The sequence below is a fragment of the Komagataeibacter diospyri genome (assembly GCF_043995075.1).
GTDB classification, from domain to species: domain Bacteria; phylum Pseudomonadota; class Alphaproteobacteria; order Acetobacterales; family Acetobacteraceae; genus Komagataeibacter; species Komagataeibacter diospyri.
On the sequence record NZ_CP171836.1, the window covers coordinates 2445257 to 2470051 of the forward strand.

Annotated in this window: 23 protein-coding genes, 1 tRNA gene and 1 riboswitch; of the genes, 13 read left to right on the forward strand and 11 right to left on the reverse strand. The window is 62.7% G+C overall.

Features of this window, described 5'->3' with window-relative positions; all coding sequences use genetic code 11:
• Window positions 1–4: 4 nt before the first annotated feature.
• Both ACE2AA_RS11430 and ACE2AA_RS11435 read right to left on the reverse strand, forming a co-directional pair.
• On the reverse strand, window positions 5–391 hold the full coding sequence (locus ACE2AA_RS11430; RefSeq protein ID WP_141261469.1) for a DsrE/DsrF/DrsH-like family protein: 387 nt from the start codon (window positions 389–391) through the stop codon (window positions 5–7).
• Complete coding sequence (locus ACE2AA_RS11435; protein WP_395369857.1) at window positions 388–1212, reverse strand: HesA/MoeB/ThiF family protein; 825 nt, start codon at window positions 1210–1212, stop codon at window positions 388–390. Before ACE2AA_RS11435 ends, ACE2AA_RS11430 begins: the two co-directional genes overlap by 4 nt.
• A gap of 197 nt (window positions 1213–1409) precedes the next feature.
• Here ACE2AA_RS11435 and ACE2AA_RS11440 point away from each other — a divergent pair, with 197 nt between their 5' ends.
• The gene (locus ACE2AA_RS11440) at window positions 1410–2033 is read left to right on the forward strand and encodes a DUF2939 domain-containing protein (RefSeq protein WP_141261471.1); all 624 of its coding nucleotides are present in this window, start codon (window positions 1410–1412) and stop codon (window positions 2031–2033) included.
• Between the two features lie 53 nt (window positions 2034–2086).
• Here ACE2AA_RS11440 and ACE2AA_RS11445 read toward each other — a convergent pair whose 3' ends face one another.
• On the reverse strand, window positions 2087–2314 hold the full coding sequence (locus ACE2AA_RS11445) for a DUF3126 family protein (protein WP_010513711.1): 228 nt from the start codon (window positions 2312–2314) through the stop codon (window positions 2087–2089).
• Between the two features lie 292 nt (window positions 2315–2606).
• On the opposite strand from ACE2AA_RS11445, the gene ACE2AA_RS11450 reads away from it, so the two are divergent.
• Window positions 2607–3140: a hypothetical protein gene (locus tag ACE2AA_RS11450; RefSeq protein WP_141261494.1), complete on the forward strand. Its 534-nt coding sequence runs from the start codon at window positions 2607–2609 to the stop codon at window positions 3138–3140.
• On the opposite strand, the gene ACE2AA_RS11455 is transcribed toward ACE2AA_RS11450, so the two are convergent.
• Window positions 3112–4905, reverse strand: coding sequence for a hypothetical protein (locus ACE2AA_RS11455; protein ID WP_141301634.1), 1794 nt, complete (start codon window positions 4903–4905; stop codon window positions 3112–3114). The two genes, ACE2AA_RS11450 and ACE2AA_RS11455, sit on opposite strands and share 29 nt — an antisense overlap.
• Window positions 4906–4914: 9 nt before the next feature.
• Here ACE2AA_RS11455 and ACE2AA_RS11460 point away from each other — a divergent pair, with 9 nt between their 5' ends.
• The 8 genes from ACE2AA_RS11460 to ACE2AA_RS11495 all read left to right on the forward strand — a co-directional run bounded on the left by ACE2AA_RS11460 (window position 4915) and on the right by ACE2AA_RS11495 (window position 13871).
• On the forward strand, window positions 4915–5241 hold the full coding sequence (locus tag ACE2AA_RS11460; RefSeq protein ID WP_141261473.1) for a hypothetical protein: 327 nt from the start codon (window positions 4915–4917) through the stop codon (window positions 5239–5241).
• Window positions 5242–5248: 7 nt separating this feature from the next.
• Window positions 5249–6139 carry an MIP/aquaporin family protein gene (locus ACE2AA_RS11465; protein WP_395369859.1) on the forward strand — a complete coding sequence of 297 codons (891 nt, stop codon included), beginning with the start codon at window positions 5249–5251 and terminating at the stop codon, window positions 6137–6139.
• Window positions 6140–6246: 107 nt separating this feature from the next.
• Window positions 6247–6409, forward strand: a riboswitch (FMN riboswitch).
• 129 nt (window positions 6410–6538) lie between these two features.
• Entirely contained in the window at window positions 6539–7543 is a 1005-nt protein-coding gene (ribD, locus tag ACE2AA_RS11470; protein ID WP_395369860.1) for a bifunctional diaminohydroxyphosphoribosylaminopyrimidine deaminase/5-amino-6-(5-phosphoribosylamino)uracil reductase RibD, read from the forward strand.
• A 2-nt stretch (window positions 7544–7545) separates the two neighbouring features.
• The gene (locus ACE2AA_RS11475) at window positions 7546–8163 is read left to right on the forward strand and encodes a riboflavin synthase (protein WP_395369862.1); all 618 of its coding nucleotides are present in this window, start codon (window positions 7546–7548) and stop codon (window positions 8161–8163) included.
• Window positions 8163–9413 carry a 3,4-dihydroxy-2-butanone-4-phosphate synthase gene (gene ribB / locus ACE2AA_RS11480; RefSeq protein ID WP_395372200.1) on the forward strand — a complete coding sequence of 417 codons (1251 nt, stop codon included), beginning with the start codon at window positions 8163–8165 and terminating at the stop codon, window positions 9411–9413. Before ACE2AA_RS11475 ends, ribB begins: the two co-directional genes overlap by 1 nt.
• Window positions 9414–9560: 147 nt before the next feature.
• Entirely contained in the window at window positions 9561–10046 is a 486-nt protein-coding gene (gene ribH, locus ACE2AA_RS11485) for a 6,7-dimethyl-8-ribityllumazine synthase (protein WP_141261477.1), read from the forward strand.
• A 79-nt stretch (window positions 10047–10125) separates the two neighbouring features.
• A complete protein-coding gene (locus tag ACE2AA_RS11490; protein WP_141261478.1) occupies window positions 10126–11136 on the forward strand; it encodes a lysylphosphatidylglycerol synthase domain-containing protein in 1011 nt (336 codons plus the stop codon).
• 140 nt (window positions 11137–11276) lie between these two features.
• On the forward strand, window positions 11277–13871 hold the full coding sequence (locus ACE2AA_RS11495) for an MMPL family transporter (protein WP_141261479.1): 2595 nt from the start codon (window positions 11277–11279) through the stop codon (window positions 13869–13871).
• 159 nt (window positions 13872–14030) lie between these two features.
• On the opposite strand, the gene ACE2AA_RS11500 is transcribed toward ACE2AA_RS11495, so the two are convergent.
• The 7 genes from ACE2AA_RS11500 to gmk all read right to left on the reverse strand — a co-directional run bounded on the left by ACE2AA_RS11500 (window position 14031) and on the right by gmk (window position 20295).
• Window positions 14031–14267, reverse strand: coding sequence for a DUF3297 family protein (locus tag ACE2AA_RS11500; protein ID WP_141261480.1), 237 nt, complete (start codon window positions 14265–14267; stop codon window positions 14031–14033).
• A 59-nt stretch (window positions 14268–14326) separates the two neighbouring features.
• A complete protein-coding gene (locus tag ACE2AA_RS11505) occupies window positions 14327–14953 on the reverse strand; it encodes a YigZ family protein (RefSeq protein ID WP_141261481.1) in 627 nt (208 codons plus the stop codon).
• Window positions 14950–16356: a DNA repair protein RadA gene (gene radA / locus ACE2AA_RS11510; RefSeq protein WP_141261482.1), complete on the reverse strand. Its 1407-nt coding sequence runs from the start codon at window positions 16354–16356 to the stop codon at window positions 14950–14952. The genes ACE2AA_RS11505 and radA overlap by 4 nt, the downstream gene beginning before the upstream one ends.
• Window positions 16357–16548: 192 nt before the next feature.
• A complete protein-coding gene (locus ACE2AA_RS11515; protein WP_395369865.1) occupies window positions 16549–17343 on the reverse strand; it encodes an ABC transporter ATP-binding protein in 795 nt (264 codons plus the stop codon).
• Window positions 17340–18125: an ABC transporter permease gene (locus ACE2AA_RS11520; RefSeq protein ID WP_141261484.1), complete on the reverse strand. Its 786-nt coding sequence runs from the start codon at window positions 18123–18125 to the stop codon at window positions 17340–17342. The genes ACE2AA_RS11515 and ACE2AA_RS11520 overlap by 4 nt, the downstream gene beginning before the upstream one ends.
• A gap of 127 nt (window positions 18126–18252) precedes the next feature.
• Entirely contained in the window at window positions 18253–19491 is a 1239-nt protein-coding gene (locus ACE2AA_RS11525; protein WP_141261485.1) for a multidrug effflux MFS transporter, read from the reverse strand.
• 141 nt (window positions 19492–19632) lie between these two features.
• Window positions 19633–20295: a guanylate kinase gene (gene gmk / locus ACE2AA_RS11530; RefSeq protein ID WP_141301647.1), complete on the reverse strand. Its 663-nt coding sequence runs from the start codon at window positions 20293–20295 to the stop codon at window positions 19633–19635.
• 90 nt (window positions 20296–20385) lie between these two features.
• On the opposite strand from gmk, the gene ACE2AA_RS11535 reads away from it, so the two are divergent.
• The 3 genes from ACE2AA_RS11535 (at window position 20386) to ACE2AA_RS11545 (ending at window position 24695) form a co-directional block, all read left to right on the forward strand.
• Window positions 20386–21228: an SDR family NAD(P)-dependent oxidoreductase gene (locus ACE2AA_RS11535; RefSeq protein WP_395369866.1), complete on the forward strand. Its 843-nt coding sequence runs from the start codon at window positions 20386–20388 to the stop codon at window positions 21226–21228.
• Window positions 21229–21255: 27 nt separating this feature from the next.
• Window positions 21256–24549: an efflux RND transporter permease subunit gene (locus ACE2AA_RS11540; protein WP_141261488.1), complete on the forward strand. Its 3294-nt coding sequence runs from the start codon at window positions 21256–21258 to the stop codon at window positions 24547–24549.
• Window positions 24550–24618: 69 nt separating this feature from the next.
• A tRNA-Arg gene (locus ACE2AA_RS11545) sits at window positions 24619–24695 on the forward strand.
• Window positions 24696–24795: the final 100 nt, after the last annotated feature.

The following is a 24795-nucleotide window of genomic DNA, read 5'->3' on the forward strand; positions in this document are numbered from 1 at the left end:
GTCCTTACAGGGTTATGATCTGCCGCCCCCGGGCGGCTTCAAGAAAAGTGGGCACACCCGCCACCTGTACGCCAGGCAGCAGACGGTCCACCGGAAGATCGCACAGTTTCAGCGCCGCTTCACAGGCCATAAGTTTCGCATCCAGTTCAACCGCCGCATCGCGCAACGTATCCATGCCCGCGACCCCTTTCGCGCGCACCAATGCATCGTCACCCGCATCATGCAGCCCGTTCCAGTCACGCGCCAGCGCATGCACCCCACGTCCCGCCGCAAACATGATGACGGGACGGCCAATGGCCAGTGCGCCTGCCGCCAGCACGAAGGCATAATGCGCACGGGCATACGCGCCATCATATAACAGGATGGCCAGCGCGCCGTCGTCCCCCATCATGATGCGACCCCTTCGGATACCCCGCAGGCCACGGGGGCCGCGTCCCGGTGCGCGGACAGGTCATGGATGGTGGGATGCGCGCCACATAGCGCGCAGTCGGGATCAGCGGGCAGGGTAATGGTATGGAAGCGCATGGCCAGCGCGTCCCATACCAGCAGCCGCCCGGCAAGGCTTTCGCCTATGCACAGGATTTCCTTCAGCGCCTCGGTCGCCTGCAAGGTGCCCATCACACCCGTCACCGCGCCGAACACGCCTGCTTCCGCGCAGGATGGCACCGTGCCCGCAGGCGGAGCTTCGGGATAGAGGCAGCGATAGCACGGGCCACCGGGGCGGAAGGTGGACAACTGCCCCTCGAATCGCAGCACGGCGGCGGAAATCAGGGTCCGTCCCTCCAGCGCACAGGCATCGGCCACCAGATAGCGGGTGGCGAAATTGTCGCAGCCATCACATACAAGATCATAGTCACGCACCAGGGCATGCGCGTTGTCGGCGGTCAGGCGGACGTTATGACAATCGACCCGTGTGCCCGGATTGATCGCATGCATGGCCCGTGCAGCCGACTCGACTTTCGGCTGACCGATCCGGTCAGTCACATGGGCGATCTGACGCTGCAGGTTGGACAGTTCGACCACATCATCATCAACCAGACCGATCCGTCCTACCCCCGCCGCAGCAAGGTAGAGGGCGACTGGCGAGCCCAGCCCACCCGCGCCAATGATCAGGACGCTGGCCTTTTTCAAGGCGTCCTGTCCCGTTCCACCAACTTCGGGCAGCAGGATGTGGCGTGCATAGCGCCGGATCTCGTCCTCGGAAAAATTCATCCCTGCCTCCTGCCCCGACCTGTCACACATCCATGGCGGATACACCGCGCCTGTTGCGTGATGCAGCCGGAAGCGAAAGACACACGATCACGATTACGTGATAATTTCTTCAGCCAATCATGAAACCAATGCATGCCGGATATGTTTCCAGTATAGTCTAGAAGAGCCGTGAAACCATCTGGGGAGAGTATAAATCAATGTCTTATCTTTCCCGCATGGAAATTCCCGGCAGCATGTCCAGCCTGCGCCGCCAGCAGGCGCGGTGGGTATGCGCGGGCACGCTGGCGGCCGCGACCTCGCTATACGCCGCATCCCCATTTTTCACACTGTGGTCCATTACCTCGGCCATCCGCACGCATGACATGGGCAGCCTGAACACCTGCATGAAATGGGAATCGGTGCGCGCCGGGCTGAAGACGCAGGCGGTCGATTCCCTGCTTGGTCCCCCGCATGCGGATGACGAATTGCCGGAATTCGGCGCATCCTTCGCGTCCTCCGCCGTATCGAACGCCATTGATGAGGAAGTGCGCCCCGACAGGCTGGGCATGCTGGTGGACCACCTGATGCCACAGGAACAGCCCAATGCGCCGCAGACGCTGTTTGGTCTGATGCGGCATGTGCATATGCATTTCACCCATCCGGGCGTGTTCGAGGCAAGCGTCCTCATGCCCGGTCATGAAAATGAAACGCCACTGCGCCTGCAGATGCGCATTCATGCCTTCCAGTGGAAGATCCATCACATAGACCTGCCGGCACCCCGGCACGCGCCACTGGTCGAGGCCTCGGCCGGGCCGGTACCCCAGCCCGTCACCCAGCCCTGACGCACCCCCCACATGACGGGCGTTCCCGCCCGCCATGTGGGGGGCAAGGGGAATTACTTCGGGGCGGGCAGGTCTTCTTCCAGCACGGTCATGTGGACGGCATAGGACACCTCGCCTTCGTCCTCGTCACGGTGGACCGTACCCACCACTTCACCATTTACCGCCAGTTCAACAGACAGACCGGCACGCGGCGGTGCATTGACCGTCAGGCCCGGTGAACCCAGCAGACGACGCAGGCAGACCTGAAGACGCGAAATTTCGGAAGAGGACATGGCAGCCATGAAACGTATGTTCTCCAAAATGGCAGGACCCGCCAGAAATAGGATCAGGACCGGTTATGGTCCGGTGGTCAACGCGCGTGGCAGGTCCGGTCAGGATCGCGCGGCTGCCCCGTAACATGTGCGGGCATCGCCGCAGGCTATAGGCACATGTGTTCGCCCCTGCAACCGCATGCCCATGATTTTCCCCGTCATCGCCGCGTCACCGCCACGATTCCCCTGTTCCCTGACCATAGCGCAACACCAGTAAGAAGGGAGAACAAAGACCATGTGCCTACGATCTTTTCCCCGGCTGATGCTGCTTGTGGCCCTGCTTGCTCCCCCCATCGGGCTGACAGCGCTTGCAGCCAGCCTGCCGCAGTCCGGCCCCGCCGCAACCGAGACCGGCATGGACCTGAACGCGCGCACCCTGTCACGCCAGATCCATGAAGATGGCGCGGAAGCCACGGTCAGGACACTGGACACGCACCGGGCATGGCCCCGCCTGCGCCGGGCCGTGGCGGCCGGATGGGATGGATGGATCGAACTGGTGCCCGACCTGATCGCCCATACGGATGACGCGACAGCCCGCCAGCTGCGCACCGCCCTGCGGCAGGCGCTGCCACGTAATCCGCATGCCGTCCTGTCGGTGCTGGACCCCGGAAACGGGCCACTGCTGGGGGCAGGAGCGCTGTGCACGTCCCATGGCATGCCCGCACGCTGGGCACATGACAGCATGCGCGCCATCAGCGCCGAACATGACATTCACCTCACCCATCAGGTCAATGACTGCCTTGCGGCGCTATCAGCCAGTACGGCGGCTACTGGAAGGGCAAATAGCGGAACGTGACGTAAATGGTATTGCCCCCGGTGGTGGGCGAAGCCCCATCCCCACCCTTGTAGGCCAGCTTGCGCAGGTAGGTGTACTGCACGCCACTCATCACCGCGCCATAGCCACCCTGCAGCACATGCCACCAGCCACCCACCGTCAGGTCGGCCAGGGTGTGGGTCTGCGCATCACAGCTGCCGCCACTGATCTGTTCCACATTGCAGCTGCTCAGCGCGAGGTCATTTACCCCATAGCCATACTGGTAACCATTCGCGGTATAGGTGCGCCGTCCGGCGCTTTCCACACCACCATACAGATAGACCAGCAGGTTGGGGGTCGGATGGCCGATCAGCCCCATGCTGCCGATGATTTCAGGAATTGGCGCGGGCGTGCCATTGGCCTTGAACGTGGCATCGGGCAGCATGCCGGGTCCATAGCGACCGATCCCCTCACCCGCCAGCACGTTGCCTGTAAACTGCAGGTAGCGGGGAATGACATGCACCGTCACATCGCCACCAACGCCACCGGCAAAGGACACCCGTTCGCGGATGGGACCATTAGGAGCCTGCGCCATGGCCTTGAACCACCGCGCAAGGCCGTAGATTTCGTAATGGGCGGGCTTGGTGTCCAGCGCACCTTTCAGAACGATGTCGGGGGCGACATCCATACTGTATTTGGCATTGGGGTTGAGCATGCCGGAGCCTGCGTTGCTGTACAGCAGGGTCGTGCCGGATGACGCGATCGTATCATCGCTTGACCCCGTCAGCATGGCGTGGCTGCCACCATTGGCGGCATAGGCCACCTGCGGCGCCTCCAGCGACAGCCCCAGCCACCATTTTCGCCCGAAATCCTTGATGAAGCGGATCTGCGGCACACGGGTGAATACGATACCCGGTATCTGGTTGTTATCGACCACCGGCGGCAGCTGTTCATGACGTGACAGCAGGCCCTGCGTATAGCCGGTCGTCAGGCTCCATGCCTGTCCCGCCAGCACATGGAAACCCCATTTCGTGTTGCTGTAGGTCATGTACGCCTGACGGATGCGTGGCGTGTAGCTGTTGGTCTGGTAGCTGTTGGCCGTGCCGGCGGCACCGCCGAAATCGGTTTCGATATAACCCGACAGGGTCTCGTCCTTGGTAGGGGAACCCTGCAGAAGCACGCTCAGGCGTGTCAGCTGCGCGGAGGGGCGGTATTCCCCCGTATGCGCATTGGGGCTGTTGGCGTAGGGAAAGCTGCCCCAGCTTGTGGCCGGGCCGCTGGTCAGGTTCTTGCTGCGGTAGATGTTCGAAAAATCAATGAAACCACCCAGCCGCACCGACACCCCGCCAATGCGGAAGATGGGCGGCAGGCTGTCCACGCCCGTCTGGGTAATGGCCAGCGGGCTGGAAGAATCAAGATCAAGCCTGGGCTGCGTGGGGACGATGGATTCCGTCATGGTGTTTTCAGCCGCTGCCGCGGCCTGCGCGTCATCCGACAGGGTCGGGCCACCAATGGTCAGGCGCGACAGGTCGGGCATGGCCGTAATCTGCCCCATCGTGCTGCTGCCGGACGTCCCTCCACCCGACGGACGGCCGCCCGAACGCAGCGTGCGCCCGGCCAGGACATGCGGGCTGTCATGCGTCATGCCATGACGGGATTCCAGTTGTTCGACCTTGGCTTCCAGCCGCCGCATTTCGGCATGAAGGGCACGGATTTCCGCCATGTCATCCGCATGCGCGCCGCTGGATACGATCATGCCACCCAGCATGACCGCCAGCCCGCCCAGCAGCAGGCCCGGCCGCCGCATTCCGTCAGGATGACAGGAAAAACGATCTACTTTCCAACAGTAATCCATCAGCCTGGCGCGTCTGCCCCTGAACATGCGGTTAATAAAAAACTCCTGCACGCACCCGCTGCATGTACTGATGATGAATACAGTAACAAACGGACACGACAGATAAAAACCGATCCCTTCCTTATCCGCCGCCTGCCGGATGGAATAGAGAATGGATCGACACCCTATATAGAAAAAACGTTCAACTGCTATGCATTAACTATTCTCATGCACGGCATATATTCGCATGATTTCGTTTATTTCACACCATTCCTTCCTTTAACTCAAGACCTCTACATGCCTGAATGAAGGAGTAATGGTCATGACCGCCACCCGGCTGCCCGGTTCGCGCCCCATTGAGGACCGGCCACTCGCCGGGGCGCCGCACCCCGATCATCCCTTCCACTGGAAACTGTACGGTTGCGAACTGGTGGCGACAGTGGCGCTGATGATCTGCGGGATCGTATCCGTCACGGTCCTGACCACACCCTATACCGCCATTGGCCGGATGCTTGCCCCCCATCCGATCATACAGACGGCGCTGTGTGGCCTGTTTTTCGGGCTGTCGGGCACGGTTGCGGCGTTCACCCCGTTCGGACGGGTCAGCGGGGCGCATGTCAGTCCCTCCGTTTCCCTGGCGTTCAGCCTTGCAGGACGATTGGGGATCGTGGACCTGTGCGGATATGTGGCAGCCCAGATGACGGGGGCGTGGATCGCGACCCTGCTCCTTGCCGCCCTTGGGCATATGCTGCCCATATGGGGGCAGATGGTGCAGGCTTCCGCCTATGCCGCCACCGTACCCTTTTCAGGCGTCGCCATCGTGTGGCCGCTGGTGACCGAAGTGATGCTGACGACGCTGCTGGTGCTGATGCTGTGCTACCTTGCGGGTCATCCCGTCCTGAAATGGGTGACGCCATGGGCGGGTGGCCTGTTCTTCCTTGTCTGCAACCCGGTTTCCGCATGGCTGTCGGGCAACAGTTCCAACCTGGCCCGCAGCTTTGGCCCGGCCATGGTCGCCGGACAGTGGGAGTCGTTCTGGATCTATGCGCTGGGGCCGTTCATGGGGGCTGCGCTGGCGATATGGCTGATCCGCTCCCGCCTGCTGGGCCGGATCGAGGTGGAGGAGGCACGGCTGGTCAATTTCGGCCATCATGGCCGCATTCCCTCCCTGCTGCACCCGGGGCGCCATGCCGGGGAGAAGTCCTGAAATCACGGTAAATTATAGTGGTTATACAACGTGGCACTTGCAATTCGTTAAAATCATTCCCAAGATCATTCCACTGAATGACGAATCGGGCAGTCAGCCCGGTTCGCAGGCGTTCTCAGGGCGGGGCGAAATTCCCCACCGGCGGTGTTTGTTCCCTAAACGGGGGGCATAAGTCCGCGAGCGCCCGGCCGCAGGACATGCGGACGGGGTCAAGCAGATCCGGTGCAATTCCGGAACCGACGGTTACAGTCCGGATGAGAGAGAACGGAAACTATGGTCCTGCCTTCCTTCCGTGAAGGCAGGCAGATGGTTTTACGCGCCCTGGGTCCGTCCGGATGGATGGAGTACTGTGTTTTGGACGCGTTGCCACAGGGTTTCACACCCCACTCAGGCCCAGACATGCCAGCCGCCGTCGCGCATGCCTTCCGCGCAGCGGTAGATGAAGCCGCGCGTCACGTGGGTGCAACCGCCCCCAACCCGCCGGTGGGCTGCGCCCTGCTGGATGATGCGGGCACGATCCTTGCCGTTGGCGGCCACCACCGCGCCGGCACCCCCCATGCTGAAATACAGGCCATAAACCTGTGCCGCGAACGCGGGCTGCTGGATCGTGCCCGTACGGCGGTCGTGACACTGGAACCATGCAACCATACCGGTCGCACCGGCCCGTGTTCACAGGCACTGCTGGCGACGCCGGTGCGTGATGTCTGGATCGGTGTGCGCGACCCCAATCCCCATGTTGAAGGCGGTGGGGCGGACTACCTGCGCCAGCATGACCGCCGGGTGCATGTCCTCCGCTCCACCGGGCCACAGGCTGAAATACAGGCCATATGTCGCAGCCTTCTGGCCCCGTTCGCCCATTTCATGCGCACGGGCCAGCCGTGGATCACGGTCAAGCAGGCGCTGGACGCCACGGGGTCCATGCTGCCACCCGCAGGCCGCACCACCTTTACTTCCGCCGCGTCCCTTGACCTTGCGCACCGCCTGCGCCGCGCAACGGATGCGGTGATTACCACCGGGGGCACCATCCGCGCCGACAACCCCGGCCTGAACGTACGCCGGGTGGCCGATCACCCCGACCGCGCACCGCGTGTCCTTGCCATCTGCACCCGGACGGGGGAAGTGGACGAGGCTTACCTTCAGGCCGCGCGCGTACGTGGTTTTGCGGTGCAGGTGTGCACCGACATTGCCGCACTGCCCGACATGCTGGGCATGGCGGGCGTGACATGGGCGATGGTGGAAGCAGGCCCCCGGCTGCTGGCGGAAATCGAGGCCCGTGACCTGTGGCATGACTGGCTGGCCATTACCGCCTGCACCGATGGCACGGACCAATACAGCATACGCATACGGGAAGGCGACGTGACACCGCTGCGCCTGTTTCCCGAACTGGCCGCCGTGAAGGAGTAAGCATGTTTTCCGGCATTATCGAACATCAGGGCCGCATCACCGCCGCGTGTCGGCTGGACCGGGATCTGGACATAACCGTGGCCACGGGCATTGCGGACCTGACATTGGGTGAAAGCATTGCCGTTAATGGCGTGTGCCTGACGGTCACGTCGTTTGACGCGGCGGGAACGGCCACGTTCTTCATCAGCTCCGAAACGCTGGACCGCACGGCGCTGGGCCGGATCGCGGCGGGACACACCGTCAACCTTGAACGCGCGGTCACACCAACCACCCGCCTGTCGGGCCATATCGTGCAGGGCCATGTGGATGGGACGGGACGGCTTGCCGCGGTGAAACAGACGGGGGAAGCCCGCCACATCACCTTCACCATGCCTGCGCGCCTGCGCCGCTATCTGGTGGAAAAGGGATCGATCACGATAGACGGCATCAGCCTGACGCTGAACGAAGTCGGCGCGCCGGGAGAAGATGGCTGTCGCGCGGATGAGTTCCGCATCGCGCTGATGATCATTCCCCACACATGGGACCATACGACCCTTGGCACCCTGAACGCCGGGGATCCCGTGAATATCGAAGTCGATGTCATCGCAAAATATGTGGAGAGCGTATGTCAGTATCGTTGATGCCCCCGGCACTGGCACAGGCCGTTGCCACAATCCGCCGGGGCGGGATGATCATCCTTGTGGATGACGAGGACCGCGAGAACGAAGGCGATCTGGTGATGGCCGCCGAACTGGTCACGCCGCAGGCCATGAACTTCATGGTCACCCATGCGCGCGGGCTGGTATGCATGCCGATGTCGCCCGACCGCATCGCGCAGCTCAACCTGCCCATGATGACACAGGTCAACACCTGTCCGCGCGGAACGGCCTTCACTGTGTCCATCGAGGCGCGTGAAGGTGTCACCACCGGCATTTCGGCCGCCGACCGCGCCGAAACCGTACTTGTGGCGGCAGCACCCGATGCGAAGCCCGAGGACCTGGTCTCCCCCGGTCATATCTTCCCGCTACGCGCTGTGCCCGGCGGCACGGTCGCACGCCCCGGCCATACCGAGGCCTCGGTCGACCTGGCCCGCATGGCCGGGCTGATCCCGGCCGCCGTGATCTGCGAAATCATGAACGATGACGGCACCATGGCCCGCATGGACGATCTGCGCCCGTATGCCAAACGCCACGGGTTGCAGATCCTGTCCATCGCCGAACTGGCGAAATGGCTGGAAGCCAACCCGATTGACACCACGGCAGAGGCCAAACCCGCGATCGAACAGGTCGCCCGCGCCCACCTGCCCAGCCGCTTTGGCGGGCCGGACATGATGATCCACGCCTTTCGCGCGCCCGATGGCACCGAACATGTCGCCATGGTCAAGGGCCAGCCAGACCGTGCTGGCGCCGTGCCACTGGTGCGCCTGCATTCGGAATGCGTGACGGGCGACGCGCTGGGATCGCTGCGGTGCGATTGCGGCGCGCAGTTGCAGGGCGCACTGGAACAGATCGGACGCGCGGAATCCGGTGTACTGGTCTATGTACGCGGGCATGAAGGGCGTGGCATCGGCCTGGCCAACAAGATCCGCGCCTATGCGCTGCAGGATGATGGACTGGATACGGTGGACGCCAACCACCGGCTGGGTTTCCAGACCGATGCGCGTGACTGGCAGGCAGCATCCGACATCCTGCGCGCGCTCGGGGTCAGTCGGCTCGACCTGCTGACCAACAATCCCGACAAGGTGCGCGCGCTGCAAAAGCATGGCTTTGACGTGCGTGAACGCATCTCCCTTGCAGTGGAACCCAATCCCTTCAACCGGGCCTATCTGGAAGCCAAGCGCACCCGGATGGGGCACGCCCTGTGTGAACCCGCGACAGCGGACGCCCACTGAAAAAAGTTTTTGGTGAAGCTTTTCCCCAAAAAAACCTCAAAGGCTGCCGCCTTTTTTCAAAAAGGCGGCAGATGGAAACTTTTATCGTTTTTTATCAGTACTTTATTTTCAAACCCCCTCTGCGCCTAAAAACGGAAAACGCTGGATATGAGCACCAACATCCCCTCCACTGCAGTACAGCTTGAATTCACCCACGCACCGCGCATCGCCATCGTGGTCAGCCGCTTCAATGAAAACGTGACCCATGGCCTGCGTGATGGCGCACTGGCATGGCTGGGGGAACACGACATCTCAATGCGCGCGGATGATGTCATGTATGCGCCGGGTGCGTATGAACTGCCGCTGCTGGCACAGGCGCTGGCGCGCACCGGGCGGTACGACGGTGTGGTATGCCTTGGCTGCGTGATCAAGGGCGATACCGCGCATTTCGAATTCATAAGCCTGGGCACCGCAGTGGGCCTGCAGCAGGCAGCGCTAAACACCGAAGTGCCGATCGCGTTTGGCGTACTGACCACCTACACCGACGAACAGGCGGTGGTCCGTTCGCGTGACGATGTGCACAACAAGGGCCGCGAGGCCGTGGCCGCCTGTGTCGAAAGTATCGCATTGCTTCAGAAAATCAGAGGCTGCTAAGATACGCTGACAGTCCACTAAATGGCTGAAAACAGCCTTTTAATGGTCCTGTTTCGGGGAATATGGACAGGGATGGCGAATGCGGCAGCTTACCTTCATTGCCGGGGCATTCGGTATCGGTCTGACGATATGGATGCTGGGGCGTTTTGGCCTGCATGACATCCTCCGGCTGATCGCGGCCGGGGGGTGGAGCATTCCTGCCATCATCGTTTTCCATGCAAGCCAGGTCTGTGTTTCGGCGCAGGCATGGCGCCTGCTGGCCCAGTGTGGACGTCCCCGCCTGTCCTTTACCGACTTTTTCGCCCTGCGCTGCGCGCGTGAAGGGATCAACAACCTGCTGCCAGTGGCCCAGGTTGGGGGAGAAGTCATTACCACCCGCCTCATGGCCCGGCGTGAAAAGCTCGGCATCAAGCGCGCCGCTGCCGCCACGATCTGTGACCTGACCATTGAACTGCTCAGCCAGGTCACCTTTACGCTGGTCGGGCTTGGGGTGCTGTTCTGCCTGGTCAACCGTTCGCATGTGACGGACGAACTGATGGAAAGTGCGGGGGCTGCCGTCGCGCTGGGGGCGGTGTTCTTTGGCAGCCAGTACCTGGGTGCCATCTCTCTTGTGGAAAAGCTGCTGGTGCGCATCGCCGCCCATCTGGGATGGGACGGGGTGGATGACATCCGTGGCCTGCACGGCGAAATCATCGCCCTGTACCGCACGCATGAAAACGCGTTCCGCGCGGGGGGGCTGCAACTGCTTGGCTGGTCGCTTGGCACGTTCGAAGTTTTCCTGGTCCTGACCGCCATGGGGCATCCGCTTTCGCTTGCTGACAGTTTTGTGATCGAAAGCGTAGGACAGGCGGCGAAGTCGGCGGGCTTTGCCGTACCCGGCGCGCTGGGCGTGTCGGAAGGGGGATATATCATCATCGGCGGCCTGTTCGGGCTGTCGCCGCAGGTGGGCATTGCGCTGTCGCTCATCAAGCGTCTGCGGGAAATCGCGTGGGGCCTGCCCTCGCTCGTGGCATGGCAGGTGATGGAAATACGCTGGATCCGCGACGCCCCGACTACTGGCCGGGAAATGCACCAGCCCGGCCAGTCATGATGTCCGGGTGCGGCGCGGTACATCGTGTGACAAAGAACCACCTTGCATCGGGACCGCATCATGGGCCAAACCGGGCCTCTTCACCGACTGCCGCGCTTCATGCGGCACGACGTAGGTTTCTGAAGGGCTGAATACTCGTCATGCTATCGGTACCGCTTGGGCGCCTTGTCGCTTTCTGTTCCCGTCGTGCCATTGCGGTGGTACTGGCATTCGCCTGCCTGATCGCGGGGGCGACCTATGCCAGCTATGCGCTGCTGGGCGTGACCACGGATACGGGAACAATGTTCTCGTCCTCGCTGGACTGGAAAAAGCGCTCGGATGAGATGGGACGGCTGTTTCCACAGAAACAGGACCAGCTTGTCGCCGTGATTGATGCAGCCCTGCCGGAAGAGGCACAGCAGACCGCGCTGGCGCTGGCGGCAAGGCTGCGCGACGACCATGCCCATTTCAATTACGTCACCACGCCGCAGACCGATCCCTATCTGGTGCGCAACGGCCTCATGTTCCTTGACCCCAGGGCGCTGGAACGGGTGCTCAACACCACCATCACCGCACAGCCATTCCTGAGCGAACTGGCCGCCGACCCGTCGGGGCGCGGGCTGTTCAACGCGCTGAACCTGATCGCAATGGGCATAAGCCAGGGGCAGGCCGACCTCGGCCCTTTCCATGCGGCGCTGGACGGTTTCGCCACGACATTGCAGCGTTCGGTATCAGGGACGCCGGAACCGCTGTCATGGGAACGACTGCTGGCGGGCGATCTGGCCGACCTTGGCGGCAAGTACCAGTTTGTCGTAACCCAGCCCAAGCTGGATTATGATTCCTTCCAGCCCGGCGGCGCCGCGTCGGACGCCATCCGTGCCGCTGCCAGCAGCCTGCCGTTTGTCCAGAGCGGCCGGGCGCATGTCCACATTACCGGCGACACCCAGATCGCGGACGAGGAATTCGCAACCGTGGCCGAAGGCATGGTGGCAGGCCTGCTGGGATCGCTTGTGCTGGTCACGCTGTGGCTGATCCTGGCGGTGCATACGTGGCGCATCATCGTGCCGATCATCATAACACTGGTGTCCGGGCTGCTGCTGACCACCGGGTTCGCGGCAATCGTGGTGGGCAAGCTGAACCTGATTTCGGTCGCGTTCGCCATCCTGTTCGTAGGCATTGCGGTGGATTTCGCCATCCAGTTCTCGGTCCGGTTCCGCGCACAGGCGCTGCCCGATGGCTCCTCACCGGGGCTGCTGGACGCGCTTGAGCAGACCGGCAATGAAACCGGGCACCAGATCCTTGTCGCCGCCATGGCGACATCGGCCGGGTTCCTTGCCTTTACCCCCACTGCCTTTGTTGGCGTGGCCCAGCTTGGGCTGATTGCCGGTTTCGGCATGCTGTTCGCCTTCATCTGCACGCTGACGCTGCTGCCGGCCCTGCTGCGGCTGTTCCACCCGACTTCCGGCCATGGCAAGATCGGGTTTGTCTTCGCCCGCCCGATTGACGTTGCGATCCGCCATCATCGCAAGCCGATCCTGGGGGCCTTCGTGGTGATCGCGCTGGTGGGCGTGGCCCTTGTCCCCCGTCTGACATTCGACGCTGACCCGCTGCATACCAAGAACCCCAGATCGGAAGGCATGGTCACGCTGGGCATGCTGATGTCGGAACCGCAGTATTCGCCCTATACGGTGGATGTGCTGATGCCCGACCTGAATCAGGCCGCCGCCATGTCCGACAGGCTGTCGGACCTGCCGATGGTGCATGACGCGCTATGGCTTGGGTCACTCGTGCCCACGGACCAGAAGACCAAGCTGCCCCTGATTCAGGATGCCGCGAACATCATGCTGCCGACCCTGCTGGTGCCCAACCCGAAACCGGCGCCGGATGCAGGCGCGCTGCGCACGGCGGCGGCCAAGACGGCGGCCGCACTGGGCGGCGTGATGGACAGGCTGCCCGCCGATGACCCGCTGCGCCGCATCCAGTCGGCGCTGGCACACCTGTCGCAGGCAGATGACCAGCGCGTGCTGGCCACCAACGAAGCACTGGTGCGCTTCCTGCCCATGCAGCTGAACATGCTGCGCGACATGCTGCAGGTGAAGCCGGTTGCGATTGCCGATGTGCCCGCGCAGCTGGCGCATGACTACCTGCTGCCTGACGGCCGGGCACTGGTCGAGGTCCATCCGACCAGGGAGATGAAGGGCAACCGGGCGCTACATACCTATGTGGGTGAAATCCAGAAGGTCGCCCCGATGGCGGCTGGTTCCGCCATCGACATCGTGCAGAGTGCGGCGACCATGGTGCATGCCTTTGTCACGGCTGCTGGCGCCGCCATCGTGATGATCGCCATCATCCTCGCCGTCGCCCTGCGCAAGCTGCTGGATACGGCGCTGGTGCTGGCGCCGCTGCTGCTGTCGGCGCTGATGACGGTCATCCTGATTATCGTGGTGCCCGAACAGCTGAACTTCGCCAACATCATCGCGCTTCCCCTGCTGCTGGGGGTTGGCGTGTCGTTCAACATCTATTTCGTCATGAACTGGCGGGCGGGGATCAAGCTGCCCCTGTCCAGCCCGACGGCACGCGCGGTGCTGTTTTCCGCTCTGACGACGGGCACGGCCTTCGGCTCGCTGGCGGCATCCCATCATCCCGGCACGGCCAGCATGGGGCGCCTGCTGCTGCTGTCGCTGGCATGCACGCTGGTGGCGACGCTGATCTTCGTGCCGGCCCTGCTGCCCAAGCGCCCGATCGACGAGGAATGACCCTGCGGGGAAACAGAAAAGGCCGCACCCGAAAGGATGCGGCCTTTTTTAATGCTGGCCCGGATCGGGGCTGTTATTAGATAATAATAAAAGTTTTCCGGGCACCGCCTTTTTTCAAAAAGCTTCACCCAAAAGCTTCTGTTCCTTATCAAACAGGGTTCAGGACTTGAACCAGACCTCGACCGGCCCCTTGACCTTCATGGCCATCGGGTTGCCGAAACGGTCGGTGCCGCGGCCCACGGCCAGACGCACCCAGCCTTCGCTTATGCAGTATTCCTCGACATTGGTTTTCTCGATGCCCTTGAAACGCACGCCAATGCCGCGATCAAGCAGGGACTCGTTGTAAAAGGGGCTGGCGGGATTGACGGACAGACGGTCCGGCGGGGTATCGGTCATATCTGGTCTTTTTTCCGTATGATGAACGTGAAACGCTGTCTGACATAGCGGCAATACCGCTAGTCTCCAACACCCGGCGTGGCGTCTTCCTCCACCGCACGGATCAGCGCCTGCCCACGGGTGATGTCGGTAATGCGGGTGCGGACCTGTGCTTCGCGTATCGCGGGCAGGGTGATCTGCATGCCCACGCCGTCCGCGCCGAATTCCTCTGTCACGATCTGGCAGTCCATGCTTTCCAGCCGGGCGCGCAGCAGGGCATGTTCGGAAAAACCGCAGCCAAACGTCAGGGACACCATATCTACGATCGGTATGCGTTCTGCCGTACGCAGGCATTCCGCGGCTGTCCCGCCATAGGCCCGCACCAGACCGCCCGCGCCAAGCTTGGTGCCCCCAAACCACCGCGTGACCACGACCACGGTGCGGTCGAAACCCTGTCCCTCGATCACCTGCAGGATGGGACGGCCCGCCGTGCCGCCGGGTTCGCCCGCATCATCACTGCGATAGGTCTGGCCGATCAGGTAGGCCCAGCAGTTATGGGTGGCGTCGGGATCGCTGACAGATGCAATGAATTCCATGGCGTCCGCAGGGGTTGAGACGGGGGCTGCCTGTGCAAGGAAAATGCTTTTCTTCACCTCCCGCTCCAGCATCGCGGGTTCGCGCAGCATGAAGCGTTCGGGCGCACTCACGCCTCCGCCTCCTCCATGGCTCCCGTAAACAGGCTGACCAGATCACCTAGATGGCCGATTTCCTGTATGCCCAGGCCATCGGGGGCCGTGGGCTTGCGGTTGCCGCGTGCGATACGGCGCGGCAGGAATGCCTGCTCGAATCCCAGCTTGTGGGCTTCCTTCAGCCGTGTATCGGGTTGCGAGACCTGACGGATCTCGCCCGACAGCCCGACTTCGCCAAAATAGACCGAACCAGCGCTGGTGGGCTGGCCGGTCGCGGCGGATACGAGGGCTGCGGCCACCGCCATGTCGGCTGCCGGTTCCCCAACGCGCAGGCCACCAGCGATGTTTAGATGGACATCCATGGCGTTGAGCTTGATGCCGCACCGTGCCTCCAGCACCGCCAGCAGCATGTTCAGCCGCCCCGTATCCCACCCGACGACCGCGCGCCGCGCACCGCCGTCACCTGCCTTGGGCGACAGCAGGGCCTGTACCTCCAGCAGCACGGGGCGCGTGCCCTCCATGCCCGCGAACACGGCGGAGCCCGCAATATGTCCCCGCCGTTCCGCCAGGAACAGGGCGGAGGGATTGGGCACTTCCTCCAGCCCCTGATCGGTCATGGCGAACACGCCGATTTCGTCGGTTGCGCCGAAGCGGTTCTTGGCCGCGCGCAGGATACGGAACTGATGCCCGCGATCGCCTTCAAAATACATGACCGCATCGACCATATGTTCCAGCACGCGGGGGCCTGCCAGCGCGCCTTCCTTGGTTACGTGCCCCACAAGGATCAGGCTGAAGCCACGTTGCTTGGCCAGGCGGATGAGTTCAAACGCGCAGGCGCGGACCTGACTTACGGTGCCGGGCGCGCTTTCCACCGTTTCCATCCACATGGTCTGGATCGAGTCGATCACGACCAGCGCCAGATCCTTTTCCGCATCCAGCGTTGCGGCGATATCGGCCACGTTGATGGCGGCGGCCAGTTCCAGCGTCGGCGCTTCCAGCCCCAGCCTGCGCGCGCGCAGCCGGATCTGGTCCACTGCTTCTTCGCCCGATATGTACATGACCTTGCGTCCGGCGCGTGCCAGCGCGCATGCCCCCTGCAGCAGCAAGGTTGATTTGCCGATACCCGGATCACCGCCCACCAGCACGACGGAGGCCGGGACCAGCCCGCCACCCAGCACGCGGTCCAGTTCACCGATGCGGGTTTCGATGCGCGGTGGCGGCGGGGTATCGCCCGCAAGGCCGACAAGGTTGATGCGGCTACCGGCGCGCCTGCGGGCGTTGGTGCCGCCGGTTGCGGTCGGTTCAACCGTTTCCTCGACAATGCTGTTCCATGCGCCACAGGCGTCGCACCGGCCCGACCACTTGGAAAAGACCGCCCCACAGGACTGGCAGACAAAACGGTTAGCGGGCCGACGCGCCATGATGGCTCCTTGGGCAAGAACAGATCGTGTATATCATATATGGAACGATCGGCCGCGAAAGTCAGAGGGGATGAAAAGCCCCCTGGCCAAACGGGAAAAAGTTTTTGGTGAAGCTTTTTCAAAAAGCTTCAAAAGAACGCCGCCTTTTTGAAAAAAGGCGGCACTCAAAAACTTTTTATCTTTATTTATCAGTTAGCTACGTACGTCTACCTTGATCGGCCCTTCACAGCGGCCATGGGTAAACTGATCCACCACCGGGTTGCCACTGTCGAACAGGGTGGAGGGCGATCCCTGCCAGATCATCCTGCCTTCATACAGCATGCCAACCTGATCCCCGATCCGCTGGGCGGACGCCATGTCGTGCGTAATGGCGATGGCAGTCGATCCCAGCCTGCGCACGCAATCAACAATCAACCCGTCAATCACCGCACCCATGATGGGATCAAGGCCGGTTGTCGGTTCATCAAAGAACAGGATTTCAGGACGGGCCGCGATCGCGCGCGCCAGTCCCACGCGTTTCTGCATGCCGCCCGACAGTTCGGATGGCGACAGCGCGCCCACGGCGGGGTCCATGCCCACCTGTTCCAGCAGCGCCCCCGCACGTTCGCGGGCCTGCGCCCGGGTAATGCGCGGCCCGTGTCCCGCGCGCGCTGCCGCAATCAGGCCGAATGTCACGTTTTCCCACACGCTCAGACTGTCAAACAGCGCGCCGTTCTGAAACAGCATGCCGATGCGGGCCATGTAGGGTTCACGCTGACGGGGCGAAAGCGTCGTGACATCGACACCATCAATCTCGATGGATCCCGCATCGGGCGTGATCAGACCCAGAATGCAGCGCAGCAGCACCGACTTGCCGGTGCCCGAGCCACCGATGACCACGAACGACGTACCGCCCATGACATCCAGATCCACCCCGTCCAGCACCACCTTGGGGCCAAACGCCTTTTTCAGGCCGCGAATGCGGATCTTGGGTATTGTGTCTGTCATTGGGAAAAGAACACGTCTGTCAGGAGGTAGTCGAACGTCAGCAGCAGGATCGAGGCCGCAACCACGGCCGCCGTCGTCGCCGCCCCTACGCCTTCGGCCCCGCCCCGGCTGTGATAGCCATGATAGCAGCCCATAAGCGCGATCAGGAACCCGAATATGGCCGCCTTCACCAGCCCCACCGTCACGTCCATGACCTTGAGCGAGGCGATCGTGGCCGTGATATAGGCGGAAGCCGAGAAATCCAGCTTCATCACGCACACGGTAAACCCGCCCAGCACACCCAGTATGTCGGCCACCAGCACAAGGAACGGCAGCGCCAGCGTACCCGCCACCAGCCGTGGCGTGACCAGGTACTTGATGGGATTGGTGGACAGGGTGCTGAGCGCATCGATCTGGTCGGTCACCCGCATGGTCCCGATTTCGGCCGACATGGCGGCCCCGACCCGCCCCGCCACCATCAGTCCCGCCAGCACCGGCCCCAGTTCACGCGTGACCGCAAGGATGACAATTCCGGCAATGGCGTTCTGGGCATGGTACTGGGCAAAACCGGTATAGGACTGGAGCGCGATCACGCCACCGGAAAACAGCGCCGTCAGCGCCACGACCGGCAGGGAGAAATAGCCGATTTCCACCAACGTGCCCCACAGCGTACGCCAGTAGAAGGGGGGCCGGACCACATGCGACAGGGCGACGGCCGCAAACAGCGCCACGCGTCCCGCCATGCGGACAATATCCAGAACGGCCCTGCCCAGCCCGGCAATGAAATCGAGAATGCCGTTCACAACGCCTCCCGCGCATGTGGGTGATCGCCAGACCGGACAACAGGTTCAGCAGACATGTTCCTGCCGTAGCGCGGCAGGTCCCCCACGTCAAAGCGAAAGCGCATTCACCCCACCGCCCGCTGCGCGATCAGGGCGCGTGGGACGCGTCCATCCGCCGGTCGCAGGCATGACGCCACATGTTGCACGCCACCATGCAGCCCACGCCCGCCATGACCACCACCGCCAGCGGCACGGGGGAATGGAAGGGCACGTGCCCAAGGATGAAGCCGCTGCCAGCCGCAAGAGAAAACTGGATGGTGCCCATCAGCGCCGATGCACTGCCCGCCTGATGGCCATGGTGGGTAAAGGCCAGCACCGTGGCGTTTGGACCCACAAAACCCAGACAGCCGGTAATGCAGCTGATCAGCACGCACACCAGAACAGGGTGCGCAGGGCCAGCAACACCCGCAAGCGACAGCACCAGACATGCCACCGCGGCCATTATGCTGCACGCAATCCCGCCATCCAGCAGCCGCGACAGCGCGATCCGGTGGACCAGGCAGCCGTTCAACTGCGCGCAGGCAATGAAGATCCCCGCATTCATGCCGAAAAACACCCCGAACTGAGTGGGCGTGAACCCAAGCAGGTGTTCAAACACCATGGGGGCGGAGGTGATGTAGGCGAACATGACGAACGAGGAAAAACTGTTTATCAGCGCGCTGGACATGAACACCGGTTCACGCACCAGACCGGCATAGCGGGCGATCGTGCCGGTCAGGGAAAAGGCAATGCGCTTTTCCACCGCCATGGTGTCGGGCAAGGTCGCCAGCACCGTCAGCAGCCCCAGCACGCCATAGATGACCGCGATCATGAAAATCCACCGCCAGTGCCCCATCATCAGCACCAGACTGCCCAGTGACGGTGCAAGAATGGGCATGACACCGAACACCAGCATAAGCTGCGACATGATGCGCGCGCCCGCAGCCCCCGTCGCCATGTCACGCACGATGGCGCGCGGCAGGACCGCGCATGCCGCCCCGCCCAGCGCCGAGACAAAACGACACAGGCAGAACAGGTCGAAGCCCGTGGCCATGGCGCATCCGGCAGATCCCGCCGTAAACAGCACCAGCCCCCCCAGCAGGGGCAGCCTGCGGCCCAGACGGTCGGAAATGGGACCAAGACTGAACTGCCCTACCGCCAGCCCAGCAAACCATGCCGCCAGCGTGACCTGGCTGGCCCCCGCATGCCCCCCCGCCAGTTCCGCATCCATGATGGGAAAGGCAGGCAGGTACATGTCGGTCGCCAGCGGGCCGATGGCCGTAAGCAACCCCAGCAGGGCAATCATCCAGAACGGCATGACGGGGGCGGGAACACTACGCGTGGGCATGGGAATCCGGACGGTCAGGAGAACAGGGCGGCGGATGCCGCGACACCCGCATATCCACGAATTCCGGCCAGCTTGTCCATCGACCATGCCGCATGAAACACATGCGCGTCCCGGTAGGGTATCCGGTACATGTTTTTGCAATCAGACTCCGAAGCTGGCCACCAGGTCCGCCAGCCCCACCTGACGGTGGCGTTCCAGCCGTGCCGCCACCAGCACGGCCCGGGCTTCCGCTATCGCGAGGTCAAGGTCGGAATTGATGATGACGTGATCGAATTCATTCCAGTGCGAGATCTCGTCACGCGCGGCCTGCATGCGGCGTGCGATCTCATCCGCCTCATCGGATGCGCGGCCATGCAGCCTGCGTTCCAGTTCCGCGATCGAAGGCGGCAGGACGAACAGGCTGATGACGTCCCCCGGCAGGGCGGCGCGGATCTGGCGGTGCCCCTGCCAGTCGATATCGAACACCATGTCGCGGCCTTCCGCCAGGGCCTGCTCCACCGGCGCGCGGGGGGTGCCATACCCACGACCGAACACGGTGGCCCATTCCAGCATTTCCCCCGCTTCCGCCATGCGGGTAAATTCTTCCATGCTGCGGAAATGATAATGAATCCCGTCACTTTCGCCCGGACGGGGCTGGCGGGTAGTGACGGACACGGAATGCAGCAGCTGTGGTTCCGACGCGCGCAATGCATTGGCAATGGTTGACTTACCTGCCCCGGATGGCGCTGAAATGACCAGACATACCCCACGCCGCCGGACCGGGGCGACTGGGGACGTGCGGGTGGGGGTGGATGTCTGGGTCATGCAGCTCTCCTTGACGGTGGCGGTATAAATGCGCGCCGGGTGCGTAAACGGGGTAGCGCAGTTCTAACAGGGTGTATGTATTCTGCGAATATGAAACAGGATTCGATATTGATTACAGGTGCCTCGTCAGGGATCGGACGTGGCCTTGCCCTTGCCCTTGCCCGGCCGGGACGTACGCTGCATCTGGGTGGACGCAATGCTGACAACCTGCGCGCCGTGGCGACGGCCTGCATCGCACGTGGCGCGGATGCCCGCATACGGGTGCAGGACGTACGGGAACAGGCGGGCATGGAAGAATGGATCACGACCGCGGGGCCGCTGGACCTGGTCTTTGCCTGCGCGGGGATTACCGCATCCACCAAGGGCGGGGACGAAGCCCCGACCGAGCCGGATGCTCAGGTCCGCCGCATGTTCGCGACCAACATGGATGGCGTACTGAATACGGTGCTGCCCGCCATCCGTGTGATGCGCGCCCAGCCCCGGGCGAATGACGGGGTCCGGGGACGCATCTGCGCCATGTCATCGGTGGCGGGGCTTGTCTCCTTCCCCGGCACACCGTCTTATTGCGCTTCAAAGGCGGCGGTGGACCGTTTCATGGTAGCGACAGGGGCGAACATGAAGCGTGCGGGCATTGTCATGTCCAGCGTGTGCTGCGGCTTTGTCGCCACCCCCATGACCACGCAGAACAATTTTCCCATGCCCGGCCTGACCCAGACGGGCGATGCCGTGCGCACCATCCTGTCGGGGGTTGCTGCCGGCAGGCGACGCATTTCGTTCCCACGGTGGCTGGTGGCGGGGTCACGGTTCATGGACCTGCTGCCGCTGCGGGTCGCGGAATATTATTATTATCGCCAGCCTGCGGGACAGGCGGGCACCATGGCGGAAACAGGGCTGGAAACAGGCAGCCCCGCCGCCAGTAGAAATCAGGAATAACATGTATCCATTACCTGGAAACAGGCAGTGAACCTGTGCCGTCTTTTCATCCTGCGCCCGGTCGCGACCACCCTGCTGGCGGCAGCCATCGTCCTTTCGGGTCTTTTTGCCTACCGGGTCCTGCCGGTGGGCGACCTGCCGGATATCGCAGTACCCGTCATTTACGTCGTAGCCAGCCAGCCGGGAGCATCACCCCAGCAGATGGCCAGTTCCGTCACCACCCCGCTGGAACGCAGGCTGGGACAGATTGCGGGCATAAGCGAGATTGAATCCGATTCCAGTCAGGACAGCGCCTTCATCCTGCTGACCTTCAATGAGTCGACCAATATAGATTCCGCCGCCAATGACGTGGAGGCGGCCCTGCGCGCAGCCCGTGCCGACATGCCCGCAACGCTGGAATCACAGCCGGAATACTGGAAGGCCAACCCCTCCGAAAATCCGATCATGATCCTTGCCCTGACATCGGACACGCAGCCGATGTCGGAACTGTATGATATCGCCAAGACACGCCTGCAGCCCCTGCTGTCACAGGTGCAGGGCGTAGGGTGGGTCGAACTCATGGGCAGTTCCGCACCGGCGGTAAGGGTGGAAATCAATCCGTGGCCGCTGTTCAAATACGGGCTGGGGTTCGAGGATATCCGATCCGCCCTGGCATCGGCCAACGCCAATACCCCAAAGGGCGTGATCGAGAACGACACCACACGCTACACCCTCGCCACCAATGACCAGGCACGCAGTGCAGCCCAGTACCGTGACCTTGTCATCGGTTACCGTGACAGCCGGCCCGTGCGGCTGCAGGACGTGGCCTATGTCCATAACGGGGTGGAAAACGAACGCAAGGTCGGCTTCCTGAACGGGCGCAGGGCCGCCATGGCCATCATCCTGCCGCGCGCGGGCGCCAACGTCATTCGCGTAACCGATGACATCAAGGCCCGTCTCCCCGCCCTGCGCGCCGCCCTGCCTGCGGGGGTGACGCTGACCCCCGCCATGGACCGTTCCATCACCATCCGCGCGTCACTGGCCGATACGCAGTGGACGCTGCTGGCATCGGTACTGCTGGTGGTGGGGGTTGTGCTGGTGTTCCTGCGCACGCCGCGTTCCACGCTGATCCCGGCCATTACGGTACCCATTTCGCTGGCGGGAACGCTGGCGATCATGTCGCTGTTCCATTTCTCGCTCGATATCCTGTCCCTCATGGCGCTGACCATTGCGACCGGCTTCGTGGTGGATGACGCCATCGTGGTGCTGGAAAACATCGCCCGCCATATGGAAGCGGGCATGGGGCGGATGGAGGCGTCGCTACAGGGATCGCGTGAAATCGGGTTCACCGTCATGTCGATCACCATCTCGCTGGTGGCGGTATTCCTGCCGCTGCTGCTGCTGGGGGGAACGCCGGGGAAGGTCTTTTTCGAATTTTCCATGACGCTGGCCATTACCGTCACCGTCTCGCTGGTGCTTGCCCTGAGCCTGACGCCGATGATGTGCAGCCTGCTGCTGGACGTCAGCCATAATGCCCCCCCTTCCCCCGGTGCGCCGTGGTGGCGGCGCTGGCCGCACGCTGCGGGCGACTGGATGGAAGCGGGGTACCTGCGCCTGCTGCGGTTTTACGAACGCACGCTGGATGTGGCGCTGCGCCATCATGTGCTGACTGCCGTGACCCTGCCGCTGAGCCTTGCGATCATGATCGGGGTGATCGTGCTCATGCCCAAGGGAATCCTGCCCAAGGAAGACGTGGCCATGGTCATGAGCTTCTTCCGCGCGGACCAGACCACGTCGTTTCCCGCCATGACGGAAAAGATCCGCGCCATAAGCAACGCCCTGTCCGCCGACAAGGATGCGCAGGAAGTCATCGCCTTTTCCGGTGATACCAATATCGAGGGACAGGCCTTCGCCCAGATGATCGACCGCACCCGGCGCAATGATGGCCCCGATGAGATGATCGAACGCATCCACAGGCGGCTGGCCGATATTCCGGGGCTTGACGTGTCCCTGTTCTCGGCAGGTGACATAAGCGGCGGCGGTGGCCGGCAGAAGGAAGGGGCATACCGCTACCTGCTGACCAGTGATGATGCGGATGCCCTCTATACCTGGGTGCCCATGCTGACATCGGCGCTGCGCACGGCGCCCGCCCTGCGTGATGTCACGACGGACGTGATGAACAACGGGGCTGCCATCCATGCCGACATCATCCGCGATCTTGCGGCACGGTACCTGATTACGCCGCAGTTGGTCAGCAACACGCTGTATGATGCATTTGGCCAGCGCATCGCATCAAACATCTCCACATCGCTTGCGACCTACCATGTGGTGATGGAAGTCGCGGACCAGTACCGCACGTCCCCCGACATCCTGCAGTCATTCCGCATTTCCACCGCCGGGGGCAGTCCCGGCGGCGGCACGGTGTCCAATACGGTCCGCGCCCGCATGGCGACCACCACGCAGTCCAGCACCAGCACGCAGCTGAGCCAGCAGTCCTTCCGCAACCAGATCGCCAACAGGCTGGCGGGGGGGACGGGCGCGTCAAACGGGTCCGCCGTGTCATCCAGCACCGAAACCATGCTGCCCCTCTCCAACGTGGCACGGCTTGAACCCCATCCCACCGCCATTACCGTGTCGCATAAGGGCGGGTTCGTATCTGCCGCCATTTCCTTCAACCTTGCCCCCGGCATGGCGCTGAGTGACGCCGCCGCCACCATTGCCGACACCATGGTGCGGCTGCATATGCCGCAGTCCATCCATGGCGGCTTTACCGGACAGGCGGCACAGTTCCAGTCCGCCATCATCAACGAGGTGCTGATCTTCATCGCAGCCCTTGTCACGATCTATGTGACGCTGGGCATCCTGTATGAAAGCTACATTCACCCGCTGACCATCATGTCCACCCTGCCTTCGGCCGGGGTCGGGGCCGTGCTGGCACTGTGGGCGCTGGGGCAGGAGTTTTCGCTCATCACCATGATCGGGATGATCCTGCTGGTGGGAATCGTGAAGAAAAACGCCATCCTGATCGTGGATTTCGCATTGCATGCCGAACGCGATCGGGGGCTGGACGCCCGCCATGCCATTCGCGATGCGTGCATCCAGCGATTTCGTCCCATCCTCATGACCACGCTGGCAGCAGCCCTTGGGGCCGTGCCACTGATCACCAATAGCGGTTACGGTGTGGAAATGCGCCGCCCGCTGGGCATTACGGTGGTGGGTGGCCTTATGATGAGCCAGTTGCTCACGCTTTATACCACGCCGGTCATCTATCTTTACATGGAACATATCCGCCTGTGGACCCGGCGGACCACGGGCAGGCTGCTGGCGCGCACGAAGGGATAAAAAAATATTCGATAATTGAAAAAAGGGGTTGCGGGGTCCGGCTGGGTCAGTTAAAAGCCGCCTCACAGCGCACCCGTAGCTCAACTGGATAGAGCACCAGACTACGAATCTGGGGGTTAGAGGTTCGAGTCCTTTCGGGTGCGCCACTTCCTTGAAAATCAGGATTACTGCTGTGGCACGGTCCCTTTGGTCTGTGCCTGCAGGCGTGTACTGCCGCATGCGGATGCTGTACGTGCCACCGTACCG

Bases quoted from the DNA above. Each gene is read 5' to 3' on its own strand.
- ACE2AA_RS11525 (WP_141261485.1), bottom strand. From the start codon at position 19,491: ATGCCCACGCGTAGTGTTCCCGCCCCCGTCATGCCGTTCTGGATGATT.
- radA (WP_141261482.1), bottom strand. From the start codon at position 16,356: ATGGCGCGTCGGCCCGCTAACCGTTTTGTCTGCCAGTCCTGTGGGGCG.
- ACE2AA_RS11450 (WP_141261494.1), top strand. From the start codon at position 2,607: ATGCTGCTTGTGGCCCTGCTTGCTCCCCCCATCGGGCTGACAGCGCTT.
- ACE2AA_RS11475 (WP_395369862.1), top strand. From the start codon at position 7,546: ATGTTTTCCGGCATTATCGAACATCAGGGCCGCATCACCGCCGCGTGT.
- gmk (WP_141301647.1), bottom strand. From the start codon at position 20,295: ATGACCCAGACATCCACCCCCACCCGCACGTCCCCAGTCGCCCCGGTC.
- ribH (WP_141261477.1), top strand. From the start codon at position 9,561: ATGAGCACCAACATCCCCTCCACTGCAGTACAGCTTGAATTCACCCAC.
- ACE2AA_RS11455 (WP_141301634.1), bottom strand. From the start codon at position 4,905: ATGCGGCGGCCGGGCCTGCTGCTGGGCGGGCTGGCGGTCATGCTGGGT.
- ACE2AA_RS11495 (WP_141261479.1), top strand. From the start codon at position 11,277: ATGCTATCGGTACCGCTTGGGCGCCTTGTCGCTTTCTGTTCCCGTCGT.
- ACE2AA_RS11500 (WP_141261480.1), bottom strand. From the start codon at position 14,267: ATGACCGATACCCCGCCGGACCGTCTGTCCGTCAATCCCGCCAGCCCC.
- ACE2AA_RS11515 (WP_395369865.1), bottom strand. From the start codon at position 17,343: ATGACAGACACAATACCCAAGATCCGCATTCGCGGCCTGAAAAAGGCG.
- ACE2AA_RS11490 (WP_141261478.1), top strand. From the start codon at position 10,126: ATGCGGCAGCTTACCTTCATTGCCGGGGCATTCGGTATCGGTCTGACG.
- ribD (WP_395369860.1), top strand. From the start codon at position 6,539: ATGCCAGCCGCCGTCGCGCATGCCTTCCGCGCAGCGGTAGATGAAGCC.
- ACE2AA_RS11440 (WP_141261471.1), top strand. From the start codon at position 1,410: ATGTCTTATCTTTCCCGCATGGAAATTCCCGGCAGCATGTCCAGCCTG.
- ACE2AA_RS11435 (WP_395369857.1), bottom strand. From the start codon at position 1,212: ATGAATTTTTCCGAGGACGAGATCCGGCGCTATGCACGCCACATCCTG.
- ribB (WP_395372200.1), top strand. From the start codon at position 8,163: ATGCCCCCGGCACTGGCACAGGCCGTTGCCACAATCCGCCGGGGCGGG.
- ACE2AA_RS11445 (WP_010513711.1), bottom strand. From the start codon at position 2,314: ATGGCTGCCATGTCCTCTTCCGAAATTTCGCGTCTTCAGGTCTGCCTG.
- ACE2AA_RS11460 (WP_141261473.1), top strand. From the start codon at position 4,915: ATGACAGGAAAAACGATCTACTTTCCAACAGTAATCCATCAGCCTGGC.
- ACE2AA_RS11465 (WP_395369859.1), top strand. From the start codon at position 5,249: ATGGTCATGACCGCCACCCGGCTGCCCGGTTCGCGCCCCATTGAGGAC.
- ACE2AA_RS11535 (WP_395369866.1), top strand. From the start codon at position 20,386: ATGAAACAGGATTCGATATTGATTACAGGTGCCTCGTCAGGGATCGGA.
- ACE2AA_RS11430 (WP_141261469.1), bottom strand. From the start codon at position 391: ATGATGGGGGACGACGGCGCGCTGGCCATCCTGTTATATGATGGCGCG.